Below are 24,466 nucleotides of genomic sequence, written 5' to 3'. Positions count from 1 at the left end.
GCCATGGTCGACGCCGCGGCGCCAATTGGCACCCCACTTCCCGGACTCCGGGCCTACGTACTCGACGCGGCGCTACGCCCAGCGACCGCGGGCGCACTCGGCGAGCTGTACGTGGCCGGCCCAACAGTGGGCCGCGGCTACCTGGGCCAGCCAGGCCTGACCGCGACCCGCTTCCTGGCCGACCCCTTTGGCGCGCCGGGGGACCGGATGTATCGCACTGGCGATCAGGTGCGGTTGCGGGGCGGGCAGTTGGAGTTCGCGGGGCGGGCGGATCGGCAGGTGAAGATTCGTGGCTTCCGGGTGGAGCCCGCGGAGGTGGAGGCTGCGGTGCTGGCCTGCCCGGGGGTTGCGCTGGCCGCGGTGGTGGCTCGGCCGGATGGTCGCGGCGGGCAACGGCTGATCGCGTATGTCGTGCCCCGGGATGACCTGCCCGGGGGTGAGCGGTCGAAGGGTGCGCGGCCTGGGGGAGAACAGCCTGCGGGCAAGCAGCGCGGCGGTGACTTGCTCCGTGGCCCGCTGACCGGTGGTGACTTGCCGGGTGGCGATCTGTCCGGCGGCGATCTGTCCGGCGGTGACTTGCCCGACGGTGACCTCTCCCGCGGTGACCTGTCCGACAGTGATGTGTCCGGCAGTGACTTGCCCCTCGGCCCGCTGCCCGGTGGCGACCTGCCCGGCGGTGACTTGCCCTGCGGCAAGCAGCTCGGCGGTGACTCGTCCGGTGGCGACCTGCCCAGCGCCGAGTTGTCCCGCAGCGCACTGCCGGTCGGCGATCTCCCCGACGTGCGGGCCTGGCTCGCCGAACGCCTGCCCAGTCACCTCGTCCCCGAGGCCGTCCTCACCCTGCCCGCCCTGCCACTGACCCCCAGCGGCAAACTCGACCACGCCGCCCTCCCCGAACCCGCCACCGCCATCACCCCCACCCGTCCACCGCGCGGCGCCGCCGAAGACCTGATCACCACCCTGTTCGCCGAGGTCCTCGGCGTTACCGAGGTCGGTCCGGACGAGGATTTCTTCGCCCTGGGTGGGCATTCGCTGCTCGCCACCCGGCTGCTCAGCCGTATCCGGGCCACCTTGTCCGTCGAGGTGCCGCTGCGCATCCTCTTCGACACCCCCACCCCCGCCGCACTGGCCGGTTGGCTGGCCGAGCACGGCGGCCGGTCCCGTCCTCGGCCGGAGCCCGCGCCGGAGCGGCAGCTGCTCTCGCATGCCCAGCGTCGCCTGTGGTTCCTGCAGCGTCTGGACCCCGGCGCGGCCACCTACAACATGCCGCTCACCCTGCGCCTGACCGGCCCCCTGGACGTGTCCGCGCTCGCCGTCGCACTGTCCGATGTGGCCGGACGGCACGAACCCCTGCGCACCCTGCTGCCTGCCGCACACGGCGAACCAGCCCCAAACGTGTTGTCACACTTGGACTTCGACCTCGAACCGCAGTCAGTGTCCGATGTGGACACGGCGCTGGCCAACGCGGCCCGGCGTCCGTTCGATCTGGCCGCCGAAGCGCCATTGCGGCCCAGTCTGTTCCGGGTGGACGAGCGCGAGCACGTGCTGCTGCTCCTGCTGCACCACATCGCCGCCGACGAATGGTCCCTGCGCCCACTGCTCGACGACCTGGCCGCCGCCTACCAGGCCCGCCGGTCCGGACACGGTCCACAGTGGACCGCACTGCGCATCCGCTACCCGGACTACGCCGCCTGGCAGGAGAAGCTGCTCGACGGTGAAGCTGTTAGCCAGCTTGACTTCTGGCGAAAGCAACTCGCCGGCCTGCCAGCCGAACTCGCCCTGCCCACCGACCGCCCGCGTGGCCAGGGCGATCTCGGTGGTGTGGTGACCTTCGAGGTGCCACCGGCCACCCACCGCGCCCTGCGGGCACTCTCCCGCGAGGCGGGCGTGACCACGTTCATGGTCCTGCAAGCCGCGCTGGCCACGCTGTGTACCCGGCTTGGCGCGGGCACCGACATCCCGCTGGGCACGCCGGTCGCGGGGCGGGGTGACAGTGCTTTTGACGACCTGGTCGGGTTTTTCGTCAACACGCTGGTGTTGCGGGTGAACACCGGTGGCGCGCCGAGTTTCCGGGAATTGCTGGCCCGGGTCCGGGAGAGCACGCTGGCCGCTTTTGATCACCAGGATGTGCCGTTCGAGCGGGTGGTGGAGGCGGTCAATCCGCCGCGTACGCCTGGGCGCACTCCGTTGTTCCAGGTGATGCTCAGTCATCGCACCGACACCGGCGCGGACACCGTCCTGGATCGTGGGCTCAGTGCCCGGCTGGCTCCGATCAGTGCGGGTGCGGCCAAGTTCGACCTCACCTTCGCCTTCAGCGAGACTCCCGGCCAGGACGGCCTTTCCGGACTGGTGGAACACCGGCTCGACCTCTTCGACGCCGACACCGCCCGCGGTTTCGGTGAACGCCTGGCCCACCTGCTGGCCCTGCTCACCGCCGAACCCGACCGGCCGGTCGGCGACCTGCCGCTGCTCACCGAAGCCGAGCACCAGCGGATTGTGCACGACTGGAACCACCCCGCGCGCACGCCCGAACCCGGCACCGTGCCCGAGCTGTTCGCCGCCCAGGTTCGCCTTGCCCCGCAGGCGATCGCGGTCGCGGTGGACGGCGCCGAACACAGCTACGCCGAACTCGACGACCGCGCCAGCCGGATCGCGCACCTGTTGCGGGAACACGGGATCGGACCGGAAACCGTGGTGGCCATCGCGCCGCCGCGGACCCTGGACATCGTGGCCACCCAGCTCGCCGTGCTCAAGGCCGGCGGTGCGTTCCTGCCGCTGGACCCGGACTACCCGGCCGACCGGCTCGCCCACCTGATCACCGATGCCCGCCCTCGGGTCCTGCTCACCACCACCGAGCTGGCCGCCCACCTGCCCGCCGACCTGCCCACGATCCTGCTCGATGATCCCGAGGTGGTGCGCCGACTGGCCACCCTGCCTGGCACCGGGCCGGAGGTCTCGCTGAGTCCCGACCACGCCGCCTATGTCATCTACACCAGCGGATCCACCGGGCTGCCCAAGGGCGTGGTGGTGCCGCATCGCGGGGTGGCGAAGCTGGTGGCCACCCAGGAACTGGCGTTCGGCTCGGCTGCCGGGCAGCGGGTGCTCTACTTCGCCTCGCCGAGTTTCGACGCCGCGTTCTGGCAGCTGGTCGGCACTCTGCTCAGTGGTGGCACCCTGGTGGTGATCCCCGCGGAGCTGCGCGCCCCCGGCGCCGGACTCGCGGATTACCTGCGAGAGCAACGAATTTCCGTCGCCGGGCTGCCACCGTCCATTTTGGCCATGTTCCCGCCGGAGATCACCCTGCCGCCGGAACTCACCCTGGTGGTCGGCGGCGAACGCGTGCCGCCGGAGGTGGTTCGGCGGTGGGGCGCGCGGCATCGCGTGGTCAACGCCTACGGCCCCACCGAGACCACCGTCAACGCCACCCTGTGGGACTGCGATCCCAGCCAGCCGGGCCCGGTGCCGATCGGCCGCCCGGACCCGGGCGTGCGCGCCTACGTGCTCGACGACCGGCTGTGTCCGGTGCCGCCGGGGGTGGTGGCCGAGCTGTACCTCGGCGGTGAGGGTGTGGCCAGGGGCTATCTGGACCGGCCCGCGCTGACCGCGCACCGCTTCCTGGCCGACCCGCACGGGGTGCCCGGCGCACGGATGTACCGCACCGGGGATCTGGTGCGCTGGCGGGCGGACGGGGTGCTGGAGTACCTGGGCCGGGCCGACGACCAGGTCAAGATCCGGGGGTTCCGGATCGAGCTGGGTGAGGTCGAGGCGGCGCTGGTCGGCTGCCCCGGCGTGCGCACCGCCGCGGTGGCCGTGCGTGAGGGTGTGGCCGGACCGCACCTGGTCGGCTACGTGCTCGCCGACCCCGGCGTCACCGGACCGGAGGTGCGTGCGCACGCCGCCCGGTCACTGCCCGCGCACATGCTGCCGGTCGCGGTGCTGCCGGTGCCCGCACTTCCGTTGACCCCCAACGGAAAACTCGACCTGGCCGCACTGCCGGACCCGGTGCTCGACCGCGGCCCGGCCCGCGCGCCCAGCACCCCGGTCGAACATGAGCTGTGCGCTGCCGCGGCCGAACTGCTCGGTCTGCCCGAGTTCGGCGTGGACGAGGACTTCTTCGCCGCCGGCGGCCATTCCCTGCTGGCCGCCCGATTCGCCGCCCAGGCCGCCGAGGTGCTCGGCCGTCCGGTCACCGTCGCCGACGTGCTGGCCGCCCCGACGGTGGCCGGTCTGCTCGCCCAGGAGACCGCGGTGGACCCGTTCGCCCCGGTGCTGCCGCTGCGCACCGGTGGGCGCGGCGAACCGCTGTTCTGTGTGCACCCGGCCAGTGGCCTCGGCTGGTGCTACGCCGGTCTGGCCGCGCACCTGGACCGCGAGGTCCATGCCCTGCAATGCCCCGACCTCACCGGCCACACCCTCGCCTCACTGGCCGACCTCCACCTGACCGCACTGCGCAAGGTGCGCCCGCACGGTCCCTACCACCTGGTCGGTTGGTCGCTCGGCGGCCTGATCGCGCACGAGATGGCCGTCCGGCTGCACGCCCAGGGCGAGCAGGTCGCCCAGCTTGTGTTGCTCGACGCCTACCCCGGCACCCGCTGGCGCGGCCAACCGCCGGTCGCCGACCTGACCCGGCACCTGGAACAGCCACTGCCACCCGGCCTGGACCCGGCGGTGGTGACCGCCAACGTGCGGGCGGCCGCCGAGGTGATCGCGGGCGCGGAATTCGGTGTGCACCACGGGGATCTGGTGTTCGGCACCGCGACCAGGGACCGGGCGGAACTGCTGTCCACGCACGCGGACTGGGCGGCGCATGTCACCGGCGAGATCGTCAACCACGACCTGGACTTCGGTCACCACGACCTGGCCAGTCCGGCGGCGCAGGAACGGATCGCCCGGCTGCTGTAGCGGTGTTCACCAGCGTGAACATATTCGGTATCAGGTTGACTACCGTCGGCGAGCGAACATTCAGGTTCGCTTGAACGGGAGTCACATGAGTCGCCGTCTTGTCCGTCGCTGCCTGCTGCCCGCAATTCTCGCGCTGATCGCCGCGGTGCTGGTGTTCGCGCCGGGATCCGCCGAAAAGGCCTGGGCCGCACCCGGCTATCACCGCGCCCCGCAACCACCGGGAGTCGACCTCGTCAACATGCTGCCCAGGATCGTCCAGCACGCCTATTACAACCACCGTGGCGAAACAGTCTGCCGAGGTGGTCAGCCACTCCCGGTCGACCAGTTCATGTCCATTGTGCAGGAGTCGATCACGCAGGCCACGGACAGTTTCGTCCGGGCCAATGACGGATCCTGGGTTTACTGGTACCGCACCCCGTGCGACAGTACCGACGGGATGTTCGTGGTGCTGAACTGGAGTCGGCCGAACCAGAGCACCGCGTTCTTCCCGACCCGAGGTGAGCAGTACTTCACCGAACAACTGCGCCGCGACGGACTGGCCGATTCGGCGCCGCGTTCATCCTGGCAGCTCCAGTCGACGCAGGGCTGCTGGACCTACAGCTCGTCCAGCCGTAACGCCGTCGACGACTCACCGCCGTTCTGCAACGCGACCACCGGTGACGTCTTCTACGGCAGCACCGGCACCACGGATGAGGACGCCAGGGTGCCGTGGGACACTTCCAAGTCCACCAGCAACAACCGGGTCCACCGCACCCCGAAGGAACTCTGCACCTGGACGGCCGAGGTGGACCGGGTGCTGGCGCTGTGCCACGCCAATCCGTACTTCAACTACTTCAAGGTCAAGCTGGGTGCGGGTGGTCGAGTGGCGACCTATCTGAATTTCACCAGTGACCCCATTCCGGCCGATGGTCAGAAGCACGTGGTGTACACCCGCGGTGGCGACATGAGCGGATACGACCTCACCGACGTCTTCTACGCCTCCGGGTCCGGCACCTGGTGGGCCAATGTCGTGCTCGGCGGGTACCTGCATTCACCGGTCAATTCCTGATCTCGGACCCATGGGCCCCTGGCAACCGCGGGGGCCCATGCCGAGTCGATCAGATCGGCGGGCGACACCCGGAGTGCGGTGGCGATGGCCTGGATGTGCGAAAGACGGTCCAGTATCCGCTCGCCGTTCTCCACCATGGACAGGAATGCCGGGGAGAGACCGGCGAGTTGGGCTGTGGTGCGCACGCTCATTCCGCGCAGTCGCCGGTACTTCCTGACTCGCTGGCCGATCTCACTTTTCGACGCCAATCCAGACACCCCTTCTGGGCAGGTCGAGATCGCCGCCGGAGCCTAATCCGGGGAGAATGACTCGTCAATCAACGAATTACCGCCGAGTGGAACTGTCGGTGGGCGTGGGTACGTTGTGCGCCGTGACGATGTGGACGGACCGCCTCAGCGCGGTTGCCAGGGACCGCCTGCCCGCCGAGGCCGCGGAAACCTGGATCAAGCTGTTCCAGCCGGGCATCCGGCTCGCCTTCGCCGGGCCGGGGCCGCGGGTGGGCCGGTTGGGTGGGAATCCGGCGCTGCCGCCGGAGATGGACTGGCCGAGCTGGCCGGACAATGGGCCACTCAACTTCATCGCCGAGGTGGACTGTGCCGCACTGCCGCGGGAGTTCCTGAGCATCCCGCTGCCTGCCGAGGGCACGCTGCTGTTCTTCTATTTCGACGGCGAACACCAGCCGGGCTATCCCGACTCGGCCCTGGTGGAGAACATCGAGGGCAGCCGGGTGATCTTCGTGTCGGAGGGCACGGCGGTCACCGAACGAACGGCACCGCCCGGTATCGACCCCTACCCGAGTGTTGACCTCTTCACCGAGGTCGTGGCCACCGCCCCGGAGCGCGAGCATCACCTGCTGGACCAGACCCGGACGGCGAGCGGGGCCACCCTGGCCGAGGCCGTGCAGACCGTGCTTGGTCCGGGGCGCTCGGGCACCGATGTGTTCGGTGAGCTGCGCTGGGAGGTCGAGGAAGGCCCGTTCCACCAGGTCGGCGGTTTCGCCGCGCCGGTGCAGGGTTCGGTGGAGAACGAACTGGCTGACCAGGTGTTCGCGGGTTCCTGGTCGGACCCGGGTTTCGCCGAGGAGGCGGCGCGGTGGGTGTTACTCGCCCAGATCGACAGTTGCGAGGAGGCCGATATGTGCTGGGGCGATGTCGGCAGACTGTATTGGGTGATCCGGTCCGAGGACCTGGCCGCGGGCCGGTTCGAGGCCGCGCGGTGCACCATGCAGTGCGGTTGATCCGCCCGGAGGTCGGCGGGTCCCGCCGACCTCCGGGCCGCTCAGTTGCCGACCAGCCGCGCCCAGGCCGCGACGGTCGGGTTCTCCAGCAGGGTCACGAAGGAGACGTCCGCGCCCTCGGACTCCCAGCGTTCGGCCAGCACCATCAGCCGGATCGAGTCCAGCCCGGCCGCCAGGAGGTCCTCCTCGTCGGTGACCGGGCGGCCCAGCAGTTCGCCCACCTGCTCGCGCAGGGCCGCGGTGGTCACGAGGCCACCCCCAGCACGGCGTCGACCAGGTTCGCGGTGGTCAGCACGTGCCCGCAGCGCTGGGCCACGTGGTGCAGGGCGGACAGGTGGTCCGCGCGGGAGAAGTCGGCGACCGCGTCGGCCACCACGAACGGTTTGACCTCGCGCATGAACGCGTCCAGCGCGGTGGTCAGCACCCCGATGTGCCCGTACACGCCGGTGATGATCAGCTGGTCCCGCTCGCCGAGGAACTCGGCCAGGTCGGTGCGCACGAACGCGCTGTACCGCCACTTGGTCAGCACGATGTCCGTCGGCGCCGGCGCGAGTTCGTCCACAATGGACTCGGCGCGCTGTTCCGGCGGCAGGCCGTTGCCCCAGAAGTCCAGCAGCAGACCGCGTTCGTCCTGGCTCTGGCCGCCGGGCTGGGCGGTGAAGACCACCGGGATGCCCGCTGCTGTGCAGTGCTTGCGCAGCGCGTCGATGTTGGCCAGCACCTCCGGCAGCGGGGAGTCCGCGCGCGGGAAGGCGTCCAGGAAGTGGTTCTGCATATCGTGCACGAGCAGTACGGCACGGGCCGGGTCGACCCGCCAGTCCACCCGGTTCGCGGGCAGCTCCTCGGGCTCGGGTAAGGCGTAGGGCTTGATCGCGGGCAGGCCCATGGTGTTCATCCCCTCTCCAGGCGTGCGCGCAACGCGGCACGCAGGTCATTGGTGCTGGTCTTGCCCACCGCGGTGGTGGGGAACTCGTCGAGGAACTCCACCCGGTCCGGCACCTTGTAGGCGGCCAGGCCGCGGTCCCGGACGAACTCGCGCAACGTGTTCGCCGCGGGGACGGGCACCCCTTGGCGCAGCACGACGAACGCGCAGGAGCGCTCGCCCAGGTAGCGGTCGGGCATGGCCACCACCGCGGCGTCGTGCACCGCGGGGTGGGCGAGCAGTTCGTTCTCGACCTCCTCGGCGGCGATCTTCTCCCCGCCGCGGTTGATCTGGTCCTTGGCCCGGCCGGTCACCACCAGGTAGCCGTCGGAGTCCCGGCGCACGATGTCGCCGGTGCGGTAGAAGCCGTCCGGGGTGAACGCGCGGGCGTTGTGCTCCTCGGCCCGCCAGTAACCCCTGATGGTGTAAGGACCTCGGGTCAGCAGGTGCCCGGTTTCCCCGTCGGGCACCGGGTTTCCGTCCTCGTCGAGGACCAGGACCTCGTCGTGCGCGGAGATCGGGCGGCCCTGGGTGCTGACCACGACCTCCTCCGGATCGTCCAGGCGGGTGTAGTTGACCAGTCCCTCGGCCATGCCGAAGACCTGTTGCAGGGTGCAGCCCAGGGTCGGCCGGACCCGGCGGGCCACCTCCTCGGCGAGTTTGGCGCCACCCACCTGGAGGACCTGGAGGCTGGACAGGTCACGGGTGCTGCGGCGGGCGGATTCCAGCCACACCAACGCGATCGGCGGCACCACCCCGGTGATGGTGACCCGGTGCCGCTCGATCAGCGCGAACGCGGTGGCCGGATCGGGGCGTGGGCACAGCACCACGGTGCCGCCCGCGTAGAGCACGCCGAGCACGCCGGGGGAGGACAGCGGGTAGTTGTGCGCCACCGGCAGCGCGCACAGGTACACCGTCTCGGTGCTCAGCCCGCAGATGTCCGCACTGGCCCAGACGCTGTAGAGGTAGTCGTCGTGGGTGCGTGGGATCAGCTTGGGCCTGCCGGTGCTGCCGCCGGAGAGTTGCAGGAACGCCAGCTCGCCGGGATCCCGCTCCGGCAACGGGATCGGGTCGGTGTAGAGGTCGGCCAGCGCGGTGTGCTCGCCCGGATCACCGGCGATGATCACCCTGGCGTTGCCCGCGACCGCGGCCAGGCTGCGGTGGTCGAAGCCGTCCAACACGTCGGTGGTCACCAGCGCGACGGCCTCGCTGTGCGCGCAGAAGTAGCCGATCTCGTTGGCCCGGTGGGAAGGCAGTGCGAACACCGGCAGCGCGCCGAGCCGGAACAAGGCGAAGATCACGTCGAAGAAGGCCGCGGTGCTGGGCAGTTGCAGCACCACCCGGTCCCCGGCGCGCACGCCGATGCCGTGCAGGCCGGCGGCGAGGCGGTCGGCCCGCCGGTCCAGCTCGGCGTAACTGAGGTGGGTCTCGCCGTCGATCACGGCGGTGCGCTCGCCCCAGCGCCCGGCCCACTCGCGCAGCAGTCCGCCGAAGGTCTCGCCGCGCCAGTAACCCAGCTCGCGGTAGCGGCTGGCGAACTCGTCTGGCCACATGGTTGTCGTGTCTCCGGTCGCGGTCAGGCCCCGAGCGTGGCGCCACCGTCGACGCACAACTCCTGCATCGTGATGTGCCGCGCGGCGGGGGAGAGGAGGAAGAGCACCGCGTCGGCGACGTCGGTGGGGTCGGCCACCCTGGCCAGTGGGATGCCCACCCGGAAGGACTCCGGCGCGCCCGCGATCACCCCGGCCTGGCCGCCCGCGCCCCACAGCGCGCGGCCCATGTCGGTGTCGGTGGAGCCGGGCGCGACTACGTTGCAGCGGATGCCCTGCCCGGCCAGTTCCAGCCCGAGCACCTTGGTGAACATCGCGCTGGCCGCCTTGGACGCGCAGTAGGCGGCCAGTCCGGCCCTGGGCACGGTGGCGGCGTTGGAGGTCACCGTGACCACCGCGCCCGCGCCGCGCTGCGCCATCCGCCTGGTCACCGCGCGGGAGAGGTGGAACACCCCGTCCACGTTGACCGCGAAGGTGCGTGCCCACACCGCCGGGTCGAGTTCGGCCACCGGGGCGGCCTGCAACACCCCGGCCACGTTGACCAGCGCGGTCACCGGTCCGAGGTCCTGTTCCACCTGGGCCACCACGGCTTCCACCGCCGCGGCGTCGGCCACGTCCACGGCGTGGCCGGTGGCGTGCTCACCGAGTGCGGCGGCCCGCTCGCGCACCGCGTCCCCGTCGAGATCCAGCAGTGCGACCCTGGCGCCGCGGCCGGCCAGGGCATCGGCGACGGCGGCGCCGATGCCCCGGGCGGCGCCGCTGACCACGGCCACACCGGTCGTGTTCCACGCGTTCACAGTCATCCCCCAGGATGGTTAGGCTAACCTAATGGAGGTTAGGTCGGCCTAACTTAGCTGGTCAAGTCGGGGGTGCCGCCGCAGGGGCAGATTGAGATGCGAGCGATACTCACCAGCATGGACATTGTCGTGGACCGTCGCTCAATCAACATGGGCGATGACGCGGAGTACCACCGCCGCACCGTCCAAGTCGCCGCGGATCCGAGGGTCGCCGACGCCCTCGCCGCCATCGACCTGCCGCACTACCTGCCCACCCTGCACCGCCCGTGGCTGGTGACCTGCCAGGACCGGCCGGTCGCCGTGCTGGTCAGGGGCACGCTGCACTACGGCGGCCCGGTCCGGCCGACCGATCGGTTGGCAACGCTCGTCCCGACCGGGGCGACCCCGGAGTTCTACTGCCGGGAGGTGGTCGGCGACGATCCGCAGCTGGCCTGGGACACGGCCATGGCGCCCAGGTCGGTGCGCGAGGCCGCGGGACTGGGGCAGATCATGGCGCACGGCGACGAGCGCGGCTGGCGGCGGGTGCAGGAGGTGGTCCGCCGGGTCACCAAGCTGGCCGCGTCCCTGCCGGAACAGGACCGGGACACCGTGATCACCGCGGCCTGGGTGATCGACATCGGCAGCCTGCGCACGATGGTCCCCACCGGGTTCCGGCCGCTGGACGCCGCCCGGCACCTGCGCGGCTACGGCGGCGGGCACTTCAGCGACGAGGTGATCAGCCTGGTCGCGCACCGCGGTGGCGCGCGGTTCGAGGCCGCCGAACGCGGACTGAGCAAGGAACTCGCCGAGTTCCCGTTCCAGGACACCCCGTTGCTGGCCCTGCTCACCAAGGCCGACCGGAGCGCGACCGTCTGACCCCGTGCTGTCCCGCGGTGGCGGCCAGCAGCAACGCACCCCAGAGCAGCGGCGCCCAGTCGCTGCCCCAACCCGCCTGGACCACGCCGGCGGACAGCACCGCGCACAGCGCCGACCCGAGGCAGGCGCCGGTCACCGAACCACGCCCGCCGGACAGTGCCGCCCCACCGATCACCACCGCGGTCAGGCAGACGAACAGGAAACCCTGACCACGGGCCACATCCGCGCCCGCGAACCGGATCGCCTGCGCCACCCCGATCAGTGCCGCCGCGGTCGAGGTGGCCACGAACAGGGTGATCCGCACCCGCGTCACCGGCACGCCCAGCGCCCGCGCGGCCGTCCGGTCGCCGCCGGTGGCCAGCACCCAGTTGCCGAACGGGGTGTGCCCGAGCAGCCGGCCCGCGACCAGGGCGAGCAGCACCCAGGCCAGCACCACCGCCTCGACCGTGCCGGGCCCGGCCGGGCGCAGGCTCACCCCGCCGCTGCCGGTGATCGCCCTGGACAGCCCCAGCGTGCCGCCCGCGACCAGCAGCAGCGACACCAGGGTCACCAGGAACGAGGGCAGGCCGGTGACCACGGTCAGCACCCCGTTGAGCAGGCCGGTGAGCGCGCCGACGGCCAGCGCGAGCAGTGCCGCGGCCCAGAGCGGGGTGGTGAAGTGGCCGTGCGCGATCGCCGTGGTCATCCCGGCGGCGGCCAGCACCGAGCCCGCGGACAGGTCGAACTCGCCCGCGATCACCAGCAGCGTCAACGGAATCGCGACCACCCCGATCTCCGCGGCCAGGGTGAGCCACTGCGGGCGCAGCAGGAAATCCGGTCCGCACACCAGGGTGAAGAACACGCCCAGTGCGAGCAGGCCGAGGCCGATGCGGAGTTCCGGACGGCGGGTCATTTCGCGCCGCGGATCCCGCGATCCCGGTTGTGCGCCAATACTTCGGCGGCGTTGGCCTGATCCACCACCAGGGGTCCGGTGCGCACCGGCGCGTTCGGGCGCAGGCCGTGGGCGAGCCGCTGCACCGCGATGAGCACACCGTAATAGCCTTGCAGGTAAGGCTGTTGGTCCACCGCGAACAGGATCCGGCCGTCCCGCACCGATTCCAGCACCCCGGTGGACAGATCCGTGGTCGCCACCCGCACCCGGCGCTCCGGCCCGATCGCCCGCAACGCCTGCTCGGCGAAGGACGAACCGAGGGTGAACACCCCGTCCAGGGCCGGATCCGCGGTCAGCGCACCGCTGATCGCCTGCTGGGTGGCGGTCGGGTTGGTCGCCTCCGCACTGGCCAGCGGCAACTCGGTGACCGCCCCGCCCGCCGCCCGCAACGCCGTGCCCAGCCCGGCACAACGCTGGGTGGTGGCCGGGCTGCCCGGGACGTGGTTCACGCACAGCACGCGGCGCGCACCCGCCTCGGCGAGTCGTTGTCCGGCAAGGGTTCCGGTGCGCTGCTCGTCCTGTCCGACGTAGCCGGTGGCACCGACCGCCTGCCAGGAGGACTCACCGCTGTTGATCAGCACCACGGTCCGCCCGGCCGCCACCGCCGCCCGGATCCCCGGGTCCTGCTGCTCCGGGAAGTAGTCGCCGAGCGCGATCCCGTCGGCCCCGTTGGCCACCGCGTTTCCCAGTAACCGCACCAGTTCGGCGCCGAACTCGGCGGTGGCGGCCGGGGCCAGGTAGTCCATCTGCACCCGCAGATCGGCGGCGGCCTGCTCGGCGCCGGACTTCAGCGCGGCGAAGAACGGATCGGCCAGCGGCCCGGCGATCACCGCGATCCGCCGCCCACCCGGATCCGGCGGCCCCGGTTCGCGGACGGTGCAGGCGGTGGTGGTCAGGGCGAGCGACAGCAGGACGACGGACAGGCGCATGGCGGCGGATCCCCTCGGCCGGACGAGGCCCCAGGATCGGTCACCCCGGGCGCGCCGGGCAGCGGTCAGGAAGGTGATCCGTTCGCACAGACGGGTGGTGCTGCCCACTCGCCCGCGAGCGCCGCGTACACCTCGACGTCCCGCACCCGCCCGCCCAGCACCGCCGCCCGCCGCAACGTGCCCTCATGACCCAGCCCCAGCCGCTCGGCCACCCGGCGACTGGCCAGGTTGTCCGCGGCCACCCGGATCTCCACCCGGTTGATCCCGCCGCCCGTGAACACACTGCGCAGCAACGCCCGCAGGCACCGGGTCAGCACCCCCGCCCCGCAGAAGTCCGCCGCCAGCCAGTAACCCAGTGCGGCCACCCGGTCGGCGTGACTCACCATGACCGTGACCGACCCCGCGACCCGCCCGTCCACCTCGATCACCAGCGCGGTGTGCGCGGCCGGCCGGCGCCGCAGGTCTTCCGCGGACCACACCTGGTCCACCCACGGCAACCAGCCGGCCAGCCGGGAGCGTTCGGCGGCCACGATCCCGTACAGCGCAGGCAGATCCGCCTCCTCCAGGGACCGCAACACGATCCGCTCGTCCACCTCCAGCCACACCACCACCACCTCCCATCCCCAGCCTGCCCGCCCCGACTGCCGCTCGCTCGGGGCCGCCGGGCACCGGCTGGGGCAAGCCGGAGTGCCCGGCCCGGTGCGCGGACGGGCACCGGACGGGAGCACCGGCGCGCCTACCGTGAGCGGCGTGACCATGCCAGTGGCGAAGCTCGGCGACCGGGTGGTCGGCGTAGACGTGCACGTGGTCCTGGTGCCCTCGGCCGGCGGTCCGGTGCCGACCCCGATGTCCTTGCCGTTCAACGGAACCATCACCGGCGGTTGCTGCGCCACGGTGCTCGTTGGCGGCCGGCCGATCGCCACCGTGGGCAGCGAGGCGACCAACAACCCGCCGCACACCCCGCCCAACGGCAGCTTCGCCAACCAGCCGACCAACCGCGGGGTGGTCCTGCTGGGCAGTGCGACCGTGCTCGCCGGGGGGAAGCCGGTGGCCCGCTCCGGGGACCGGGTGCAGACCTGCAACGACCCGGCGCCGGCGCCGACCGGGCAGATCGTGGCCACCGGCACGGTACTGACCGGAGGTTGAATCCGGATTACTCGTCGAAATACTTCCGACTTTTCGCGGGTGGACGCTCCGGGATCGCTGTTGGAGGCTTCCAGGTCCCTGCACTTACTTCCCTGCGAGTGAGGACTTGACAATGATCAGAAGTCTCTTCATGCGATATGGGTTGATAGCCGCCGCGGTCTCGGCGATGGCGTTACTGGGGCCGGTCACCCAGGCGGGCGTCATGGTCAGCGCCGAGTCGGCCCCGGTGGCGGCCGCGCTGGGGCACCCGACCTCGGTCATCAGCATCGAGCCTGGACAGCGTGACACCGCGGCGGAGCCACTTGGTGTCCAGGCATGGCCGGTGCCCAGCAGGCGCAGCTACCACATCACCGCCTCGTGTCAGCCGTACGCGGCGGCGATCAGGCGGGGCGCGGCCGCGTGGGCCGGGCTGACCGAGGGTGCCGGCACGCCGGTGCAGTGCACCAACAGCTACATCACCGGCTGCGGCGGCGGCTCCAACGTGGTCGGCTGCAACTGGGGCAGTGGGCAGCGGATCGCGCTGTTCATGCGCGGGGTCCGGGACGGCGCGCTGCTGGCCGCGCACGAATTCGGGCACAACTGGTTCGGGCACTCCGGTTTCCGGTGCGCGGGCTGGGGCAGTGCGCAGGAGGTGATGGCGCCGTCCATGTGCGGATAGCGCGGCACAAATAGGTCCGCGTCGGGGTGGCGGAATTCGGCCACCCCGACGCGGTCTTTTCCGGGGGAAACGCGGGGCACCCGCCGAGTTGCCCGTGCGGGCAAGACTAGGGATTCGCCTGGGGTCTGACCCCAGGGACCTGCGCGTGCCGGGCCGGGAGCATTCCTGGGGAGGAACTCCCGAGGAGGTGGGTGACCATGACCGGCCGGATCCCCGTGTGCGTGCACGCGTCCGACCCGATCCTGCGCACCGGACTGGCCGCGGCGTTGCGCGGTCAGCCGGGGCTGCTGGTGGTCGAGCAGGCCGCGATCGATCCCGAGGTGGTGGGGGTGGTCGCCGCCGAGGTGATGGACGAGGAGGTCACGGCCGGGCTGCGCAGGCTGCACGGCAGGGGGTGCCGGCGGGTGGTGCTGGTGTTGTCCAAAGTGGACAGTGTGGACCTGCCTGCCGCGGTGGACCTCGGGGTGTGCGCGGTGCTGCGGCGGGCCGAGGCGGGGGCGGAACGGCTGGCGGACGTGGTCGGGCGGGCGGCGCGGGGTGAGGCCGCGTTGCCGCCGGAGATGCTGGCCCGGTTGCTCAAGCAGGTGGCCCGGATGCAGCGGAACCTGCTGTCCCCGCACGGCGCGGGGTTCACCGGGTTGTCCCGGCGGGAGGCCGAGGTGCTGCGGCTGGTGTCGCAGGGCCTGGAGACCAAGGACATCGCGGCTCGACTGTCCTATTCGGAGCGCACGGTGAAGAACGTGCTGCACGACGTCACCTCGCGGTTCCACCTGAAGAACCGGTCGCACGCGGTGGCCTACGCCATGCGCGAGGGCCTCATCTGAACCTGACCTGCCGCCACCGGGTCGGGCCCGGATGCACGGCCCTGGTGGCGGGTCCGCCGGTGCCCAGGTCCAGGGATTCGACTGGCGATTCCAGTGCGGTCAGCACATCCGGCACCAGCGGGCCGGTGACCGCAAGGCCGATACCGGGCAGCGGGCCGTCCACCGGCACACCCACGTCCAGGGTGGCGGGTTGGGCGGGCAGGGCGGGGATGGCGAGGGTCGGGTGCGCGGTGAGGGTGCGCAGCGCGATCTCCAACAGCCGGTGCTCCTGTTCGGGCTCCCGGGCTTGGGCGCACAGCAGGTAGGTTAGGCGGAATCGGCGCACCGGAGGCCGCCTGCCCACCACCCGGCCGGTCTCGTCACGGATGTCGGTCCAGTCCGAGCCGCCGGCCTCGGCCCGGATGTCGCGCAGCAGCAGTGCGAGCACCGGGTCTTCGGGCGGGTCCGTGGGCAGGGCGAACTCCACCAGGGCCGTGCCGCCCAGGGCCTCGGTCAGTACGGCCCGCACGGCCTGGTCGACATCGGTGATCACACCGCGAGTCTGGGCGCGTGCGCCGCCGCCGGGTGGGCGGTGCGCGGTGCCCGAACAGGCAGGGCGGGTTGCCCGGGTGGCGGGCTGAACAGCACCTGAGCGGGTGGGTCCCGCGCTGTGATGCTCGGACGGACCGCCCGGTCCACAACCAGGAGGACCAATGCCGAACTACCTGTCACCAGGGGTGTACGTCGAGGAGGTGTCCTCGGGGTCGAAGCCGATCGAGGGCGTCGGCACCGCGGTGGCCGCCTTCCTCGGGTTCGCCGAGCAGGGACCGATCGACCAGCCCGTGCTGGTGACCAACTGGACCCAGTTCAGCCAGACCTTCGGCGGCTTCGTCGAGGGCTCCTACCTCGCGCACTCGGTGTACGGCTACTTCCTCAACGGCGGCGGCCGGGCCTATGTGGTGCGCATCGGCGGTGCCGAACGCGGTGCCGCGGTGGCCGAACTGCCCGCCGGGCCGGGCGCGCCACCGTTGCGGTTGCAGGCGTTGCCGGGGGTGGACGCGGAGATCTCGGTGTCGGTGCAGGAGTCCGGCAAGGGCGGCGAGGACAGCTTCAAGCTGGTGGTGAAGAAGGCGGGCAAGGTCGAGGAGACCCACGACAACCTCAGCGTGCGCCCCGGACCCGGTTATGTGGTCACCGCGCTGCGGCGGTCCAAACTCGTTGCGGTGCAAGAACTCCAGGACGAACAGCTCGTCGTGCCGGTCAAGGGCGCGGAGGTGGCCCTGGCAGTGCGGGCCGCGGCGCCCGCGGTGTCGGCGCGGGACTACGTCGGCGACGCGGCCGACCGCACCGGGTTCGCCGGGCTGGAGGCGGTGGACGACGTGACCATGCTGTGCGTGCCCGACCTGATGGCCGCGCACCAGCGTGGGCTGCTCGACGAGGAGGGCGTGAAAGCCGTGCAGCTGGCCATGATCGCGCACTGCGAGCTGATGGCCGACCGGGTGGCCGTGCTGGACAGCCCGGCCGGGCTCAACGCCCAGCAGGTCAAGCAGTGGCGCACCGAGTTCGCCGGCTACGACTCGAAGTACGCGGCGCTGTACTGGCCGTGGATCAAGGTGATAGACCCGTTGTCCGGGCGTACCAAGGAGATCCCGCCGGGCGGGCACCTGGCCGGGGTGTGGGCACGCAACGACGCCACTCGTGGCGTGCACAAGGCCCCGGCCAACGAACAACTGCGCGGCGTGGTCGCGCTGGAACTGGCCATCACCAAGGGCGAACACGATCTGCTCAACCCGATCGGGCTCAACTGTCTACGGTCCTTCCCCGGCCAGGGCATCCGGGTGTGGGGCGCGCGCACGCTGTCCAGCGATCCGGAATGGCGTTACCTCAACGTGCGCAGGCTGTTCAACTACGTGGAGAAGTCCATCCTGCAGGGCACCAACTGGGTGGTGTTCGAGCCCAACGACCCGAAGCTGTGGGACTCGGTGAAACGCACCATCACCATGTTCCTGCGCGGGGTCTGGCGGGACGGTGCGCTGTTCGGCCGCACGCCGGGGGAATCCTTCTACGTCAAGTGCGATGAGGAGAACAACCCGCAGGAGAGCCGGGACAACGGCGTGCTCACCGTGGAGATCGGCATCGCCCCGGTCAAACCAGCCGAGTTCGTGGTGTTCCGCATCTCGCAGTACGCCGAGGGCGCCGGGCTTGAGGAGTAGGGAGAACGACGATGATGGGACTCGGCCCGAACCAGAACCAGGACGCGCTGACCGCGGCGCGCTTCTCCATCACGGTGGACGGCTATGAACTGGCCTGCTTCACCGAGCTGACCGGCATCACCACCTCGGTGGAACCGGTGGACTACATGTACTCCTCCGACCGCGAGGTCGGCTTCAAGAAGCTGCCCGGCACCAAGAAGCCGCCGACGGTGATCCTCAAGCGCGGCAAGACCGGCGGCATGCAGCTGTGGGCCTGGCACGAGGCCGTGCTCACCGGCAACATCGTGGCCGCCCGCAAAAGCTGCTCGCTGGTGATGTACAACTTCGACGGCCAGCCGGTCGCCCGCTACTACCTGGAGAACGCCTGGCCGGCCAAGCTGGAGATCGGCGCGCTGCGGGCCGGTTCCAACGACGTGCTCACCGAGTCGGTCACCATTGTCTGCGAACACATCCAGCGGGTGGCGCCATGAGTGCGGCGCTGCGCACCGAGTACCCGTTCACCCTGCCGCGCGGCTATGTGGACGATTCGGGCGCCACCCACCGCGAGGGCGTGATGCGACTGGCCACCGCGCGGGACGAGCTGGCCCCGCAGACCGATCCGCGGGTGCGGCAGAACCCGGCCTACCTGACCGTGCTGTTGCTGGAGCGCACGGTGACCCGGCTCGGCGCACTGTCCGCAGTGGACACCTTCGTGGTGGAGGGTCTGTTCGCCTCGGACCTGGCCTTCCTGCAGGACCTGTACCGCCGGATCAACCAGGACGGGCACACCGAGGTCGCGGTGAGCTGCCCCGGCTGCGGCGGCGACTTCTCGGTGGACGTCGCCGGTGATGCCCAGGGGGGATCCTGACGTACGCGGCCGACCGGCTGTGGGCCGAGGTCGCGTACGTCGCCTACTACCTGCACTGGCCGTTCGAGTCCATTGTGGACATGGAGCATCCGGACCGGGCCAGGGTGATCACCGAGATCGGGCACATCCACGGTCGGCTCGCCGCCGCCGAATGAGCAGGAAGGGAGCCGGGCATGCGCTGGTCGTGGCCGTGGAAACACCGGGTGGCCGCTGTGGTGCCGCGGCCGCGGCAGCAGTGGCGGCGGGTGCCGGTGCTGCGGCCGACCATCCGGTTGGCCCCGCCGCTGACCGGCGCGGTGGAACTGGGTGCGCTCCGGCCACTGATCCACCCGCCGTTGCCGCGCCGACGATCCGCCGAGGTGACCAGGGGAACGGCGGAGGGGATCGCCGTGGTCCGGCGCGAGCCTGCGGCGCCGGAAGCGCTGGTGCCACTGGAACTCCCGCCGCCGGTGCGGCGTATGGTGCCGACCGTGGCGGGTGCCGAGCCGGTGCCGCTGGTGCGGGCCGATCCGCGCTACCTGGCGGAGCCGAGGGAACCCGAGCAGCCACATCGGCCCCCGGCCTGGCTCCGCGCGACCCTGCCCATGCTGCCCGCCGCGCCCGCCTCGACCGACCGGTCGGTAGCCGCGCCCGCCCTAACCGACCGGTCGGTGACCGCGCCCGTCCCAATCGACCGGTCGGCAACCGCGCCCGGACCAGCCGCGCGACCACTGCCGCCACACCGGCCCAACCTGGGCCAGTCCCGCAGGCTCGGCCTCGGGGCGCCGATCTCCCGGCCACCCGTGTCCTCGGAGCGGGTGCCACCGGGCCTGGCCGCCCGGTTCGCCGCGCACGGCGCCGACGTGTCCACCGTGACCATCCACAGAGGACCCGAAGTCACCGCCGAGGCGGCCGCCCGGGGCACCAGGGCATTCACTCGGGACGGTGCCGTTTTCCTGCCCGCCGAAGCCGGACCGCTGACCGAACCGTCGGCGCGCGGGCTGCTCGGGCACGAACTCACCCACGTGGTGCAGCAACGCAATCTCGGTTCGGCACTGCCCGCCGAGGACTCCGCGCCGGGGATGGCGCTGGAACTCGACGCGGTGCGGGGCGGTGAGTGGGCGGTCGGGACGGCAGTGGAGCCACCGCCGCTGCGGCATGCCCCGCCGGTTCGAGGCTCGGGTGGGGCGGTGCAGCACGAGCTGCCCTACGACAAGATCGAGGAGATCGCGCGGAAACTGGCCGAGAACGAGTCCCGGGCCAAGGACAGCAGTGCCGAACCGAGTCCGGAGGACCTCAAACGCTGGTTCGCCATCGTGCGCGAGTCCGGTGGGGTGACCGGCCGGGTGGGCATGTCGGATGCGGAAATCCGGGATATGGCCAAGAAGATGGTCGAGCACGAGATCCGGGCCGAGGGTGGCGGGCGGGAGGCCGGGTCGGCGGAGGTCGAGGCCATGGGGGAGGTGCTGAAGCCGTTCCTGTCCACCGAGGCCGAGGAAAGTTCGTTGCTGGTCAAGGAATACACCTCCTGGGGTGACATGCGGCGGGGTGTGGTCGGAGACCTGCTCGGCACGGTGTCGGGGAACCGGCTCACCGAGGACGAACGTGGGACCGCCGATGAGTACCTGCGGCGGGGTGTGCACAAGGTCGGGCTCGGCCGGTTCTGGCCTGCGCCGGAGCAACCACCCGAGCCGCCGCCCGAGCCGGTGGACACCGAGACCGCCGAAGTGCCGGAAGCACAGCCGCCGCTGGTCGAGGAGTACTCCTCCTGGCGGGAGATGGCCCACCGCACCAAGACCTCGCTCACCCAGTCGTTGCTCAGCCCCTACGGCATCGACCAGACCCCGGAGGCCGCCACCGAGGCGGCCGAGGTGGAGGCCAAACGCAACGACGGCAAGAACGAGAGCGCGGATCTCAACTTCGACCAGCTCTTTTCCAAGCTCTACCAACGGGTGCGCAGCGCACTGCGCGAGGAACTGCTCATCGGCCGGGAACGCGCCGGGCGGCTGTCGGACTTCCGCTAGAACAGGAGGCAAGCCATGGCAATCGGCGCCGAAGCCCGGATCGCGATGGCCAACCGGTTCGAGGTGATCATGGACCACGGGGCGCACAACCTCGGCAGCTGGTCCAAGGTGCAGGGCCTGGACGTGAGCTGGGACGTGGTGGAGTACCGGGCGGGCGACGCCGGCAACGACCGCTGGTACTTCCCCGGCAACACCAAGTACCAGACCATCAAACTCGAACGCGCGGCCTGCCAGGACTCGCAGAAGGTGCGTGACTGGCTCTCGGCCACCTCCTTCAAACACGGCAACCACGGTGGCTCGGTGGTGCTCTTCGACGCCAACGGGGCCAGGGTGATGGAGTGGGAACTGCGGGATGTGATGCCCGCCAAGTGGTCCATCGCCGGGTTCGAGGCCATGCAGAGCAAGGTCGCGCTGGAGACCCTGGAGCTGGTGCACCGCGGCTTCCTCGACGACCAGATCCAGCTCGGCTGAGGCGGCCACGATGTCCTTGGCCAGCAACGCCCGGCTCGGCCTGGCAATGCGGTTCCAGGTCGCCGTCGACGGGATCGACCTCGGTGGCTGGCGCAGTTGCAAGGGACTGGCGGTCACCTTCGAGAACGAGACCTTCATCGACGGCGGCAACTACGACGCCAAGTCCTTCCTGCCCAAGTGCGTGGACTACCCGCCGGTGACCCTGCAACGCGCGATGACCGCCGCGGACTCGGCCAGGGTGCAGCAGTGGCTGGCCGGGCTGGTGGAGAACTGGGTCAACGGCTACGGCGTCTACCGCGGCGGCACCGCGCAGATCACCCTGCTGGACAGCATGGGCACGCGGGTGAGCAGCTGGTCGCTGCGCAACGTGCTGCCCAGGAGCTGGCGCGGCCCCGAACTGGACGCCAAGGGCGCCGAGATCGCCATCGAGCAGCTCGAACTGGTGCACGAGGGATTCCTGTGACCGGGAGGAAACGCTGATGTCCGACTCCTACCACCGGATCGCCGAACGCCGGGTGCGCGCGCAGCTGGTGTGCCGGATGCCGCCCTCGCCAGGACTGGTGCTCTTCGACTTCAACCCCGAGCAGATCCGGATGCGCCGCTCGGTGGAATGGCGCTTCCACGGCAACTCCGCCGCCCTCGGCGCCACCCCGCCGATCGGCTCCTCGCCGTTGTACTTCAAGCGATCCGAGCCGCCGGTGATCTCGGTGGACAACGTGATCTTCGACGGTCCGGACACCAAGGCCAAGTGCGATCAGCTGCTGAACTGGATGACCCCCGGCGGCGGCGCGCTGGACATGCTGGCCGCCGGTGCGGTGCCGCTGGCGGTGAAATCGCTGTCCGGCGGGCTGGGCAAGAAGATCGGCGGGCTGGTGAGCAGGCCGTTTAAGGACTACACCAGCAGGCTGCCCCGGCTGACCTTCAACTGGGGCCCGCCGATCGCCGGGTTCTGGTACGAGGTGCACCTCAAACACGCGGGCATCAGCTACACCCGGTTCAGCCCGGTCGGCATCCCGGTGCGGGCCAAGGTGAATCTCGAACTGCAGGAGGTGCCCAGCCTGGCCTCCACCATGCCCACCAACCCGACCTCCGGCGGCCCGCCCGGCCGCGGCGGGCATTCGGTGTCGGAGCGGGAAACCCTGCCCGGCATCGCACTGGAGCACTACGGCAGGCCAGGGGAGTGGCGGCGGCTGGCCGAGGTCAACGAAGTGGACGATCCGCTGCGGATGCGCCCTGGCGAGACGCTCTACCTGCCCAATGCCGAGGAACTGCACGAGGAGGCGGCGGGATGACCAGATCCCTTGGCGTGCTGGGGAACACGCCGGACGGGGTGACCGTGCGGGCCAGGGTGGAGATCGGGCCGTCCGCGCCCGCACCGCTGAGCGCGGAGGTGGCGGCCCGGATCCGGCGGGTGGTGGTGGACACCGATGTGAACCTGCCGGGCATGTTCGAGATCGTCTTCGACGACCCGGAGGGCTGGCTGGTCGACCGCAACCGGTTCGGTATCGGCAGTGCCGTGAGCATCCACGACGGCAAGGACGGCAAACTGCTGATCCGCGGCGAGATCACCTCGATCGAGGCCAGGTGCGCCGACCAGGCCATCCTGACCGTGCTGCGGGGTTACGAGAAGGCGCACCGGTTGCAGCGGGCCACCCGCACCCGGACCTTCCTGCACAAGCTGGACTCGCAGATCGCCGCGGCCATCGCCCGCGAGCACGACCTGGACATCGGTTTCATCCAGCCCACCACGCACCTGCACGAGCACCTGGCCCAGGTGGCCCAGACCGACTGGGACTTCCTGCGCTGCCGGGCAAGGGAGATCGGCTACGAGACCGGCGTGGCCGGCGGCAAGTTCTTCTTCCGCAAGCCCGCGCCACCGGGGAAACCCCTGCTGGGCCTGGCCAGGGCGGTCTCCGGACAGGTCACCGAGCTGACCTTCAAGAACGACCTGCTGACCTTCCTGCCCCGGATGACCGGCGCCACGCTCACCCCGGATGTGGAGGTCCGGGTGTGGGATCCGTGGGCGAACCAGGTGCGGATCGGCTCGGCTCGCGCGCGGGCCGGGACCGCGACCATCGCCGATGACTCACCGGAGGGCCTGGCCCGGATCTTCGCCGACGCCGGGAAGTGGACCAAGGCCAGTCCCGGCAAGGGCGGCAAGCCGCCGAGTCCGACCGCGCACGTGGTGGTGGACCGGCCGCTGGCCGCGGGGGTGACCGCGGGTGCGGTGGCCGAATCGGTGGCCGAGGCCATTGCCGGGCAGCTCACCGCGGGCTACGCCGAGGCCGAGGGCTGGGCGCTGGGCAATCCGGCGGTGATCGCGGGCGGGCTGGTGCGGATCAAGGGGGTGCCGCGGCAGTTCGAGGGCTGGTGGGCGATCAGCAGCGCCCAGCACGTCTTCGACGAGACCGAGGGCGGCTACCAGGTGCGATTCGTGGTCTCCGGTGGACAGGACCGCTCCCTGCACGGCCTCACCTCGGCCGCGCGCACCGAACCGCAGCGGTTCACCGGCGTGGTGTGCGGGGTGGTCAGCAACGTCAGCGATCCGTTGCGGCGCAACCGGGTCAAGGTGAGCCTGCCCTGGCTCTCGCCCGGCTACGAGTCGGATTGGGCGCGGGTGGCACTGCCCGGCGCGGGTGCGCGCAGCGGCACCATGTTCCTGCCGGAGGTCAAGGACGAGGTGCTGGTGTGCTTCGAGTTCGGCGACCTGCGACGGCCCTACGTGCTGGGCGGGCTGGTCAACCAGGACACCCGCTACAGCCTCGGCGGGGCGCCGGTCCGGGTGTCCGGGCAAACCGGGGCGGTGGTGCGGCGGGGGATCGCCACCCCGACCGGCAACCAGCTCGCCTTCGAGGACGACGCGCAGGCGCGGACCTCCAAGGTAGTGCTCGGCGGGCAGCAGGAGGACGTGGTGCTCTCGCTGGACTGCGCGAAGGGCACGGTGGCGCTGCGTTCGCAACCGGCCTCCGGCGCCGGGTCGATCATCATCGAATGCGGGGCCACCGGCAACGTGCAGATCAAGGCCGGTCCTAATGGGACGGTCACTGTGGACGGTGGCGCGAGCCTGACTCTCAAGGCAGCACAGATGGTCCGCATTGCCAGCAATGGCGTGGTGGAGATCAAGGGCAGCGCGATCAAGCTCAACTGAGGTGGT

The 24,466-nt window shown here is 71.0% G+C and carries 24 protein-coding genes and 1 pseudogene; 16 read left to right on the top strand and 9 right to left on the bottom strand.

From position 1 onward, the window contains the following. Positions 1 to 21: 21 nt before the first annotated feature. Positions 22 to 4,902 (top strand): annotated as a pseudogene (locus HNR67_RS30975) (amino acid adenylation domain-containing protein); the annotation flags it as partial. A gap of 85 nt (positions 4,903 to 4,987) precedes the next feature. Beyond that, positions 4,988 to 5,950, top strand: a complete 963-nt coding sequence (locus tag HNR67_RS30970) for a hypothetical protein (protein WP_185005709.1) — start codon at positions 4,988 to 4,990, stop codon at positions 5,948 to 5,950. On the opposite strand, the gene HNR67_RS46770 is transcribed toward HNR67_RS30970, so the two are convergent. After that, positions 5,875 to 6,207: a helix-turn-helix domain-containing protein gene (locus HNR67_RS46770; protein ID WP_407645149.1), complete on the bottom strand. Its 333-nt coding sequence runs from the start codon at positions 6,205 to 6,207 to the stop codon at positions 5,875 to 5,877. The two genes, HNR67_RS30970 and HNR67_RS46770, sit on opposite strands and share 76 nt — an antisense overlap. A 119-nt stretch (positions 6,208 to 6,326) precedes the next feature. Here HNR67_RS46770 and HNR67_RS30960 point away from each other — a divergent pair, with 119 nt between their 5' ends. Beyond that, positions 6,327 to 7,187 carry a YwqG family protein gene (locus tag HNR67_RS30960; RefSeq protein ID WP_185011311.1) on the top strand — a complete coding sequence of 287 codons (861 nt, stop codon included), beginning with the start codon at positions 6,327 to 6,329 and terminating at the stop codon, positions 7,185 to 7,187. Between the two features lie 41 nt (positions 7,188 to 7,228). On the opposite strand, the gene HNR67_RS30955 is transcribed toward HNR67_RS30960, so the two are convergent. Genes HNR67_RS30955 through HNR67_RS30940 form a run of 4 tightly spaced genes read right to left on the bottom strand, consistent with a single transcriptional unit; the run spans position 7,229 to position 10,462 of the window. Next, positions 7,229 to 7,435: a phosphopantetheine-binding protein gene (locus HNR67_RS30955; RefSeq protein WP_185005707.1), complete on the bottom strand. Its 207-nt coding sequence runs from the start codon at positions 7,433 to 7,435 to the stop codon at positions 7,229 to 7,231. Further along, the gene (locus HNR67_RS30950) at positions 7,432 to 8,082 is read right to left on the bottom strand and encodes an isochorismatase family protein (protein WP_246492634.1); all 651 of its coding nucleotides are present in this window, start codon (positions 8,080 to 8,082) and stop codon (positions 7,432 to 7,434) included. Before HNR67_RS30950 ends, HNR67_RS30955 begins: the two co-directional genes overlap by 4 nt. After that, positions 8,079 to 9,662, bottom strand: a complete 1,584-nt coding sequence (locus tag HNR67_RS30945; RefSeq protein ID WP_185005706.1) for a (2,3-dihydroxybenzoyl)adenylate synthase — start codon at positions 9,660 to 9,662, stop codon at positions 8,079 to 8,081. The genes HNR67_RS30950 and HNR67_RS30945 overlap by 4 nt, the downstream gene beginning before the upstream one ends. A gap of 23 nt (positions 9,663 to 9,685) precedes the next feature. Beyond that, positions 9,686 to 10,462: a 2,3-dihydro-2,3-dihydroxybenzoate dehydrogenase gene (locus HNR67_RS30940; RefSeq protein WP_185005705.1), complete on the bottom strand. Its 777-nt coding sequence runs from the start codon at positions 10,460 to 10,462 to the stop codon at positions 9,686 to 9,688. A gap of 123 nt (positions 10,463 to 10,585) precedes the next feature. On the opposite strand from HNR67_RS30940, the gene HNR67_RS30935 reads away from it, so the two are divergent. After that, positions 10,586 to 11,311, top strand: a complete 726-nt coding sequence (locus HNR67_RS30935) for a hypothetical protein (protein ID WP_185005704.1) — start codon at positions 10,586 to 10,588, stop codon at positions 11,309 to 11,311. Here HNR67_RS30935 and HNR67_RS30930 read toward each other — a convergent pair. From HNR67_RS30930 to HNR67_RS30920, 3 genes are all read right to left on the bottom strand, one after another. Continuing rightward, positions 11,280 to 12,203 carry an ABC transporter permease gene (locus HNR67_RS30930; protein ID WP_185005703.1) on the bottom strand — a complete coding sequence of 308 codons (924 nt, stop codon included), beginning with the start codon at positions 12,201 to 12,203 and terminating at the stop codon, positions 11,280 to 11,282. The genes HNR67_RS30935 and HNR67_RS30930 overlap by 32 nt on opposite strands. Then, the gene (locus HNR67_RS30925) at positions 12,200 to 13,171 is read right to left on the bottom strand and encodes a substrate-binding domain-containing protein (protein WP_185005702.1); all 972 of its coding nucleotides are present in this window, start codon (positions 13,169 to 13,171) and stop codon (positions 12,200 to 12,202) included. Before HNR67_RS30925 ends, HNR67_RS30930 begins: the two co-directional genes overlap by 4 nt. A gap of 65 nt (positions 13,172 to 13,236) precedes the next feature. Further along, positions 13,237 to 13,785: a GNAT family N-acetyltransferase gene (locus HNR67_RS30920; RefSeq protein WP_185005701.1), complete on the bottom strand. Its 549-nt coding sequence runs from the start codon at positions 13,783 to 13,785 to the stop codon at positions 13,237 to 13,239. Between the two features lie 142 nt (positions 13,786 to 13,927). On the opposite strand from HNR67_RS30920, the gene HNR67_RS30915 reads away from it, so the two are divergent. The 3 genes from HNR67_RS30915 (at position 13,928) to HNR67_RS30905 (ending at position 15,799) form a co-directional block, all read left to right on the top strand. Next, complete coding sequence (locus HNR67_RS30915) at positions 13,928 to 14,317, top strand: PAAR domain-containing protein (RefSeq protein WP_221491117.1); 390 nt, start codon at positions 13,928 to 13,930, stop codon at positions 14,315 to 14,317. A 112-nt stretch (positions 14,318 to 14,429) separates the two neighbouring features. Next, complete coding sequence (locus HNR67_RS30910; protein WP_185005699.1) at positions 14,430 to 14,975, top strand: hypothetical protein; 546 nt, start codon at positions 14,430 to 14,432, stop codon at positions 14,973 to 14,975. Positions 14,976 to 15,172: 197 nt separating this feature from the next. Then, positions 15,173 to 15,799, top strand: a complete 627-nt coding sequence (locus HNR67_RS30905) for a response regulator transcription factor (RefSeq protein ID WP_185005698.1) — start codon at positions 15,173 to 15,175, stop codon at positions 15,797 to 15,799. On the opposite strand, the gene HNR67_RS30900 is transcribed toward HNR67_RS30905, so the two are convergent. Then, positions 15,792 to 16,331, bottom strand: a complete 540-nt coding sequence (locus tag HNR67_RS30900; RefSeq protein ID WP_185005697.1) for a Pvc16 family protein — start codon at positions 16,329 to 16,331, stop codon at positions 15,792 to 15,794. The two genes, HNR67_RS30905 and HNR67_RS30900, sit on opposite strands and share 8 nt — an antisense overlap. Before the next feature lie 160 nt (positions 16,332 to 16,491). Between HNR67_RS30900 and HNR67_RS30895 the strand changes: the two genes are divergently transcribed. From HNR67_RS30895 to HNR67_RS30860, 9 genes are read left to right on the top strand one after another with little or no spacing between them, the layout of a single operon-like run. After that, positions 16,492 to 17,991 carry a phage tail sheath family protein gene (locus HNR67_RS30895; RefSeq protein ID WP_185005696.1) on the top strand — a complete coding sequence of 500 codons (1,500 nt, stop codon included), beginning with the start codon at positions 16,492 to 16,494 and terminating at the stop codon, positions 17,989 to 17,991. Between the two features lie 11 nt (positions 17,992 to 18,002). Beyond that, entirely contained in the window at positions 18,003 to 18,461 is a 459-nt protein-coding gene (locus tag HNR67_RS30890; RefSeq protein ID WP_185005695.1) for a phage tail protein, read from the top strand. After that, entirely contained in the window at positions 18,458 to 18,838 is a 381-nt protein-coding gene (locus HNR67_RS30885) for a phage tail assembly protein (protein ID WP_185005694.1), read from the top strand. Before HNR67_RS30890 ends, HNR67_RS30885 begins: the two co-directional genes overlap by 4 nt. Then, positions 18,832 to 18,993 (top strand): DUF6760 family protein, encoded by a 162-nt coding sequence (locus tag HNR67_RS46445; protein WP_312989656.1) that lies wholly within the window; start codon positions 18,832 to 18,834, stop codon positions 18,991 to 18,993. The genes HNR67_RS30885 and HNR67_RS46445 overlap by 7 nt, the downstream gene beginning before the upstream one ends. An 18-nt stretch (positions 18,994 to 19,011) precedes the next feature. Then, a complete protein-coding gene (locus HNR67_RS30880) occupies positions 19,012 to 20,841 on the top strand; it encodes an eCIS core domain-containing protein (RefSeq protein ID WP_185005693.1) in 1,830 nt (609 codons plus the stop codon). A 15-nt stretch (positions 20,842 to 20,856) separates the two neighbouring features. Beyond that, entirely contained in the window at positions 20,857 to 21,312 is a 456-nt protein-coding gene (locus HNR67_RS30875) for a phage tail protein (RefSeq protein ID WP_185005692.1), read from the top strand. Between the two features lie 10 nt (positions 21,313 to 21,322). After that, positions 21,323 to 21,775: a phage tail protein gene (locus HNR67_RS30870; RefSeq protein WP_185005691.1), complete on the top strand. Its 453-nt coding sequence runs from the start codon at positions 21,323 to 21,325 to the stop codon at positions 21,773 to 21,775. A 16-nt stretch (positions 21,776 to 21,791) separates the two neighbouring features. Then, complete coding sequence (locus tag HNR67_RS30865; RefSeq protein WP_185005690.1) at positions 21,792 to 22,604, top strand: CIS tube protein; 813 nt, start codon at positions 21,792 to 21,794, stop codon at positions 22,602 to 22,604. Then, positions 22,601 to 24,460 carry a VgrG-related protein gene (locus HNR67_RS30860; RefSeq protein ID WP_185005689.1) on the top strand — a complete coding sequence of 620 codons (1,860 nt, stop codon included), beginning with the start codon at positions 22,601 to 22,603 and terminating at the stop codon, positions 24,458 to 24,460. The genes HNR67_RS30865 and HNR67_RS30860 overlap by 4 nt, the downstream gene beginning before the upstream one ends. Positions 24,461 to 24,466: the final 6 nt, after the last annotated feature.

Origin of the sequence: Crossiella cryophila (genome assembly GCF_014204915.1) — a bacterium.
Taxonomy (GTDB): Bacteria; Actinomycetota; Actinomycetes; order Mycobacteriales; family Pseudonocardiaceae; genus Crossiella; species Crossiella cryophila.
Note: the sequence above shows the minus strand (reverse complement) of the source record. Positions and strands in the feature narration are given on the sequence as shown.

Bases quoted from the DNA above. Each gene is read 5' to 3' on its own strand.
- HNR67_RS30970 (WP_185005709.1), top strand. From the start codon at position 4,988: ATGAGTCGCCGTCTTGTCCGTCGCTGCCTGCTGCCCGCAATTCTCGCG.
- HNR67_RS30960 (WP_185011311.1), top strand. From the start codon at position 6,327: ATGTGGACGGACCGCCTCAGCGCGGTTGCCAGGGACCGCCTGCCCGCC.
- HNR67_RS30950 (WP_246492634.1), bottom strand. From the start codon at position 8,082: ATGAACACCATGGGCCTGCCCGCGATCAAGCCCTACGCCTTACCCGAG.
- HNR67_RS30945 (WP_185005706.1), bottom strand. From the start codon at position 9,662: ATGTGGCCAGACGAGTTCGCCAGCCGCTACCGCGAGCTGGGTTACTGG.
- HNR67_RS30940 (WP_185005705.1), bottom strand. From the start codon at position 10,462: ATGACTGTGAACGCGTGGAACACGACCGGTGTGGCCGTGGTCAGCGGC.
- HNR67_RS30930 (WP_185005703.1), bottom strand. From the start codon at position 12,203: ATGACCCGCCGTCCGGAACTCCGCATCGGCCTCGGCCTGCTCGCACTG.
- HNR67_RS30925 (WP_185005702.1), bottom strand. From the start codon at position 13,171: ATGCGCCTGTCCGTCGTCCTGCTGTCGCTCGCCCTGACCACCACCGCC.
- HNR67_RS30915 (WP_221491117.1), top strand. From the start codon at position 13,928: ATGCCAGTGGCGAAGCTCGGCGACCGGGTGGTCGGCGTAGACGTGCAC.
- HNR67_RS30910 (WP_185005699.1), top strand. From the start codon at position 14,430: ATGATCAGAAGTCTCTTCATGCGATATGGGTTGATAGCCGCCGCGGTC.
- HNR67_RS30905 (WP_185005698.1), top strand. From the start codon at position 15,173: ATGACCGGCCGGATCCCCGTGTGCGTGCACGCGTCCGACCCGATCCTG.
- HNR67_RS30895 (WP_185005696.1), top strand. From the start codon at position 16,492: ATGCCGAACTACCTGTCACCAGGGGTGTACGTCGAGGAGGTGTCCTCG.
- HNR67_RS30890 (WP_185005695.1), top strand. From the start codon at position 18,003: ATGATGGGACTCGGCCCGAACCAGAACCAGGACGCGCTGACCGCGGCG.
- HNR67_RS30885 (WP_185005694.1), top strand. From the start codon at position 18,458: ATGAGTGCGGCGCTGCGCACCGAGTACCCGTTCACCCTGCCGCGCGGC.
- HNR67_RS30880 (WP_185005693.1), top strand. From the start codon at position 19,012: ATGCGCTGGTCGTGGCCGTGGAAACACCGGGTGGCCGCTGTGGTGCCG.
- HNR67_RS30875 (WP_185005692.1), top strand. From the start codon at position 20,857: ATGGCAATCGGCGCCGAAGCCCGGATCGCGATGGCCAACCGGTTCGAG.
- HNR67_RS30870 (WP_185005691.1), top strand. From the start codon at position 21,323: ATGTCCTTGGCCAGCAACGCCCGGCTCGGCCTGGCAATGCGGTTCCAG.
- HNR67_RS30865 (WP_185005690.1), top strand. From the start codon at position 21,792: ATGTCCGACTCCTACCACCGGATCGCCGAACGCCGGGTGCGCGCGCAG.
- HNR67_RS30860 (WP_185005689.1), top strand. From the start codon at position 22,601: ATGACCAGATCCCTTGGCGTGCTGGGGAACACGCCGGACGGGGTGACC.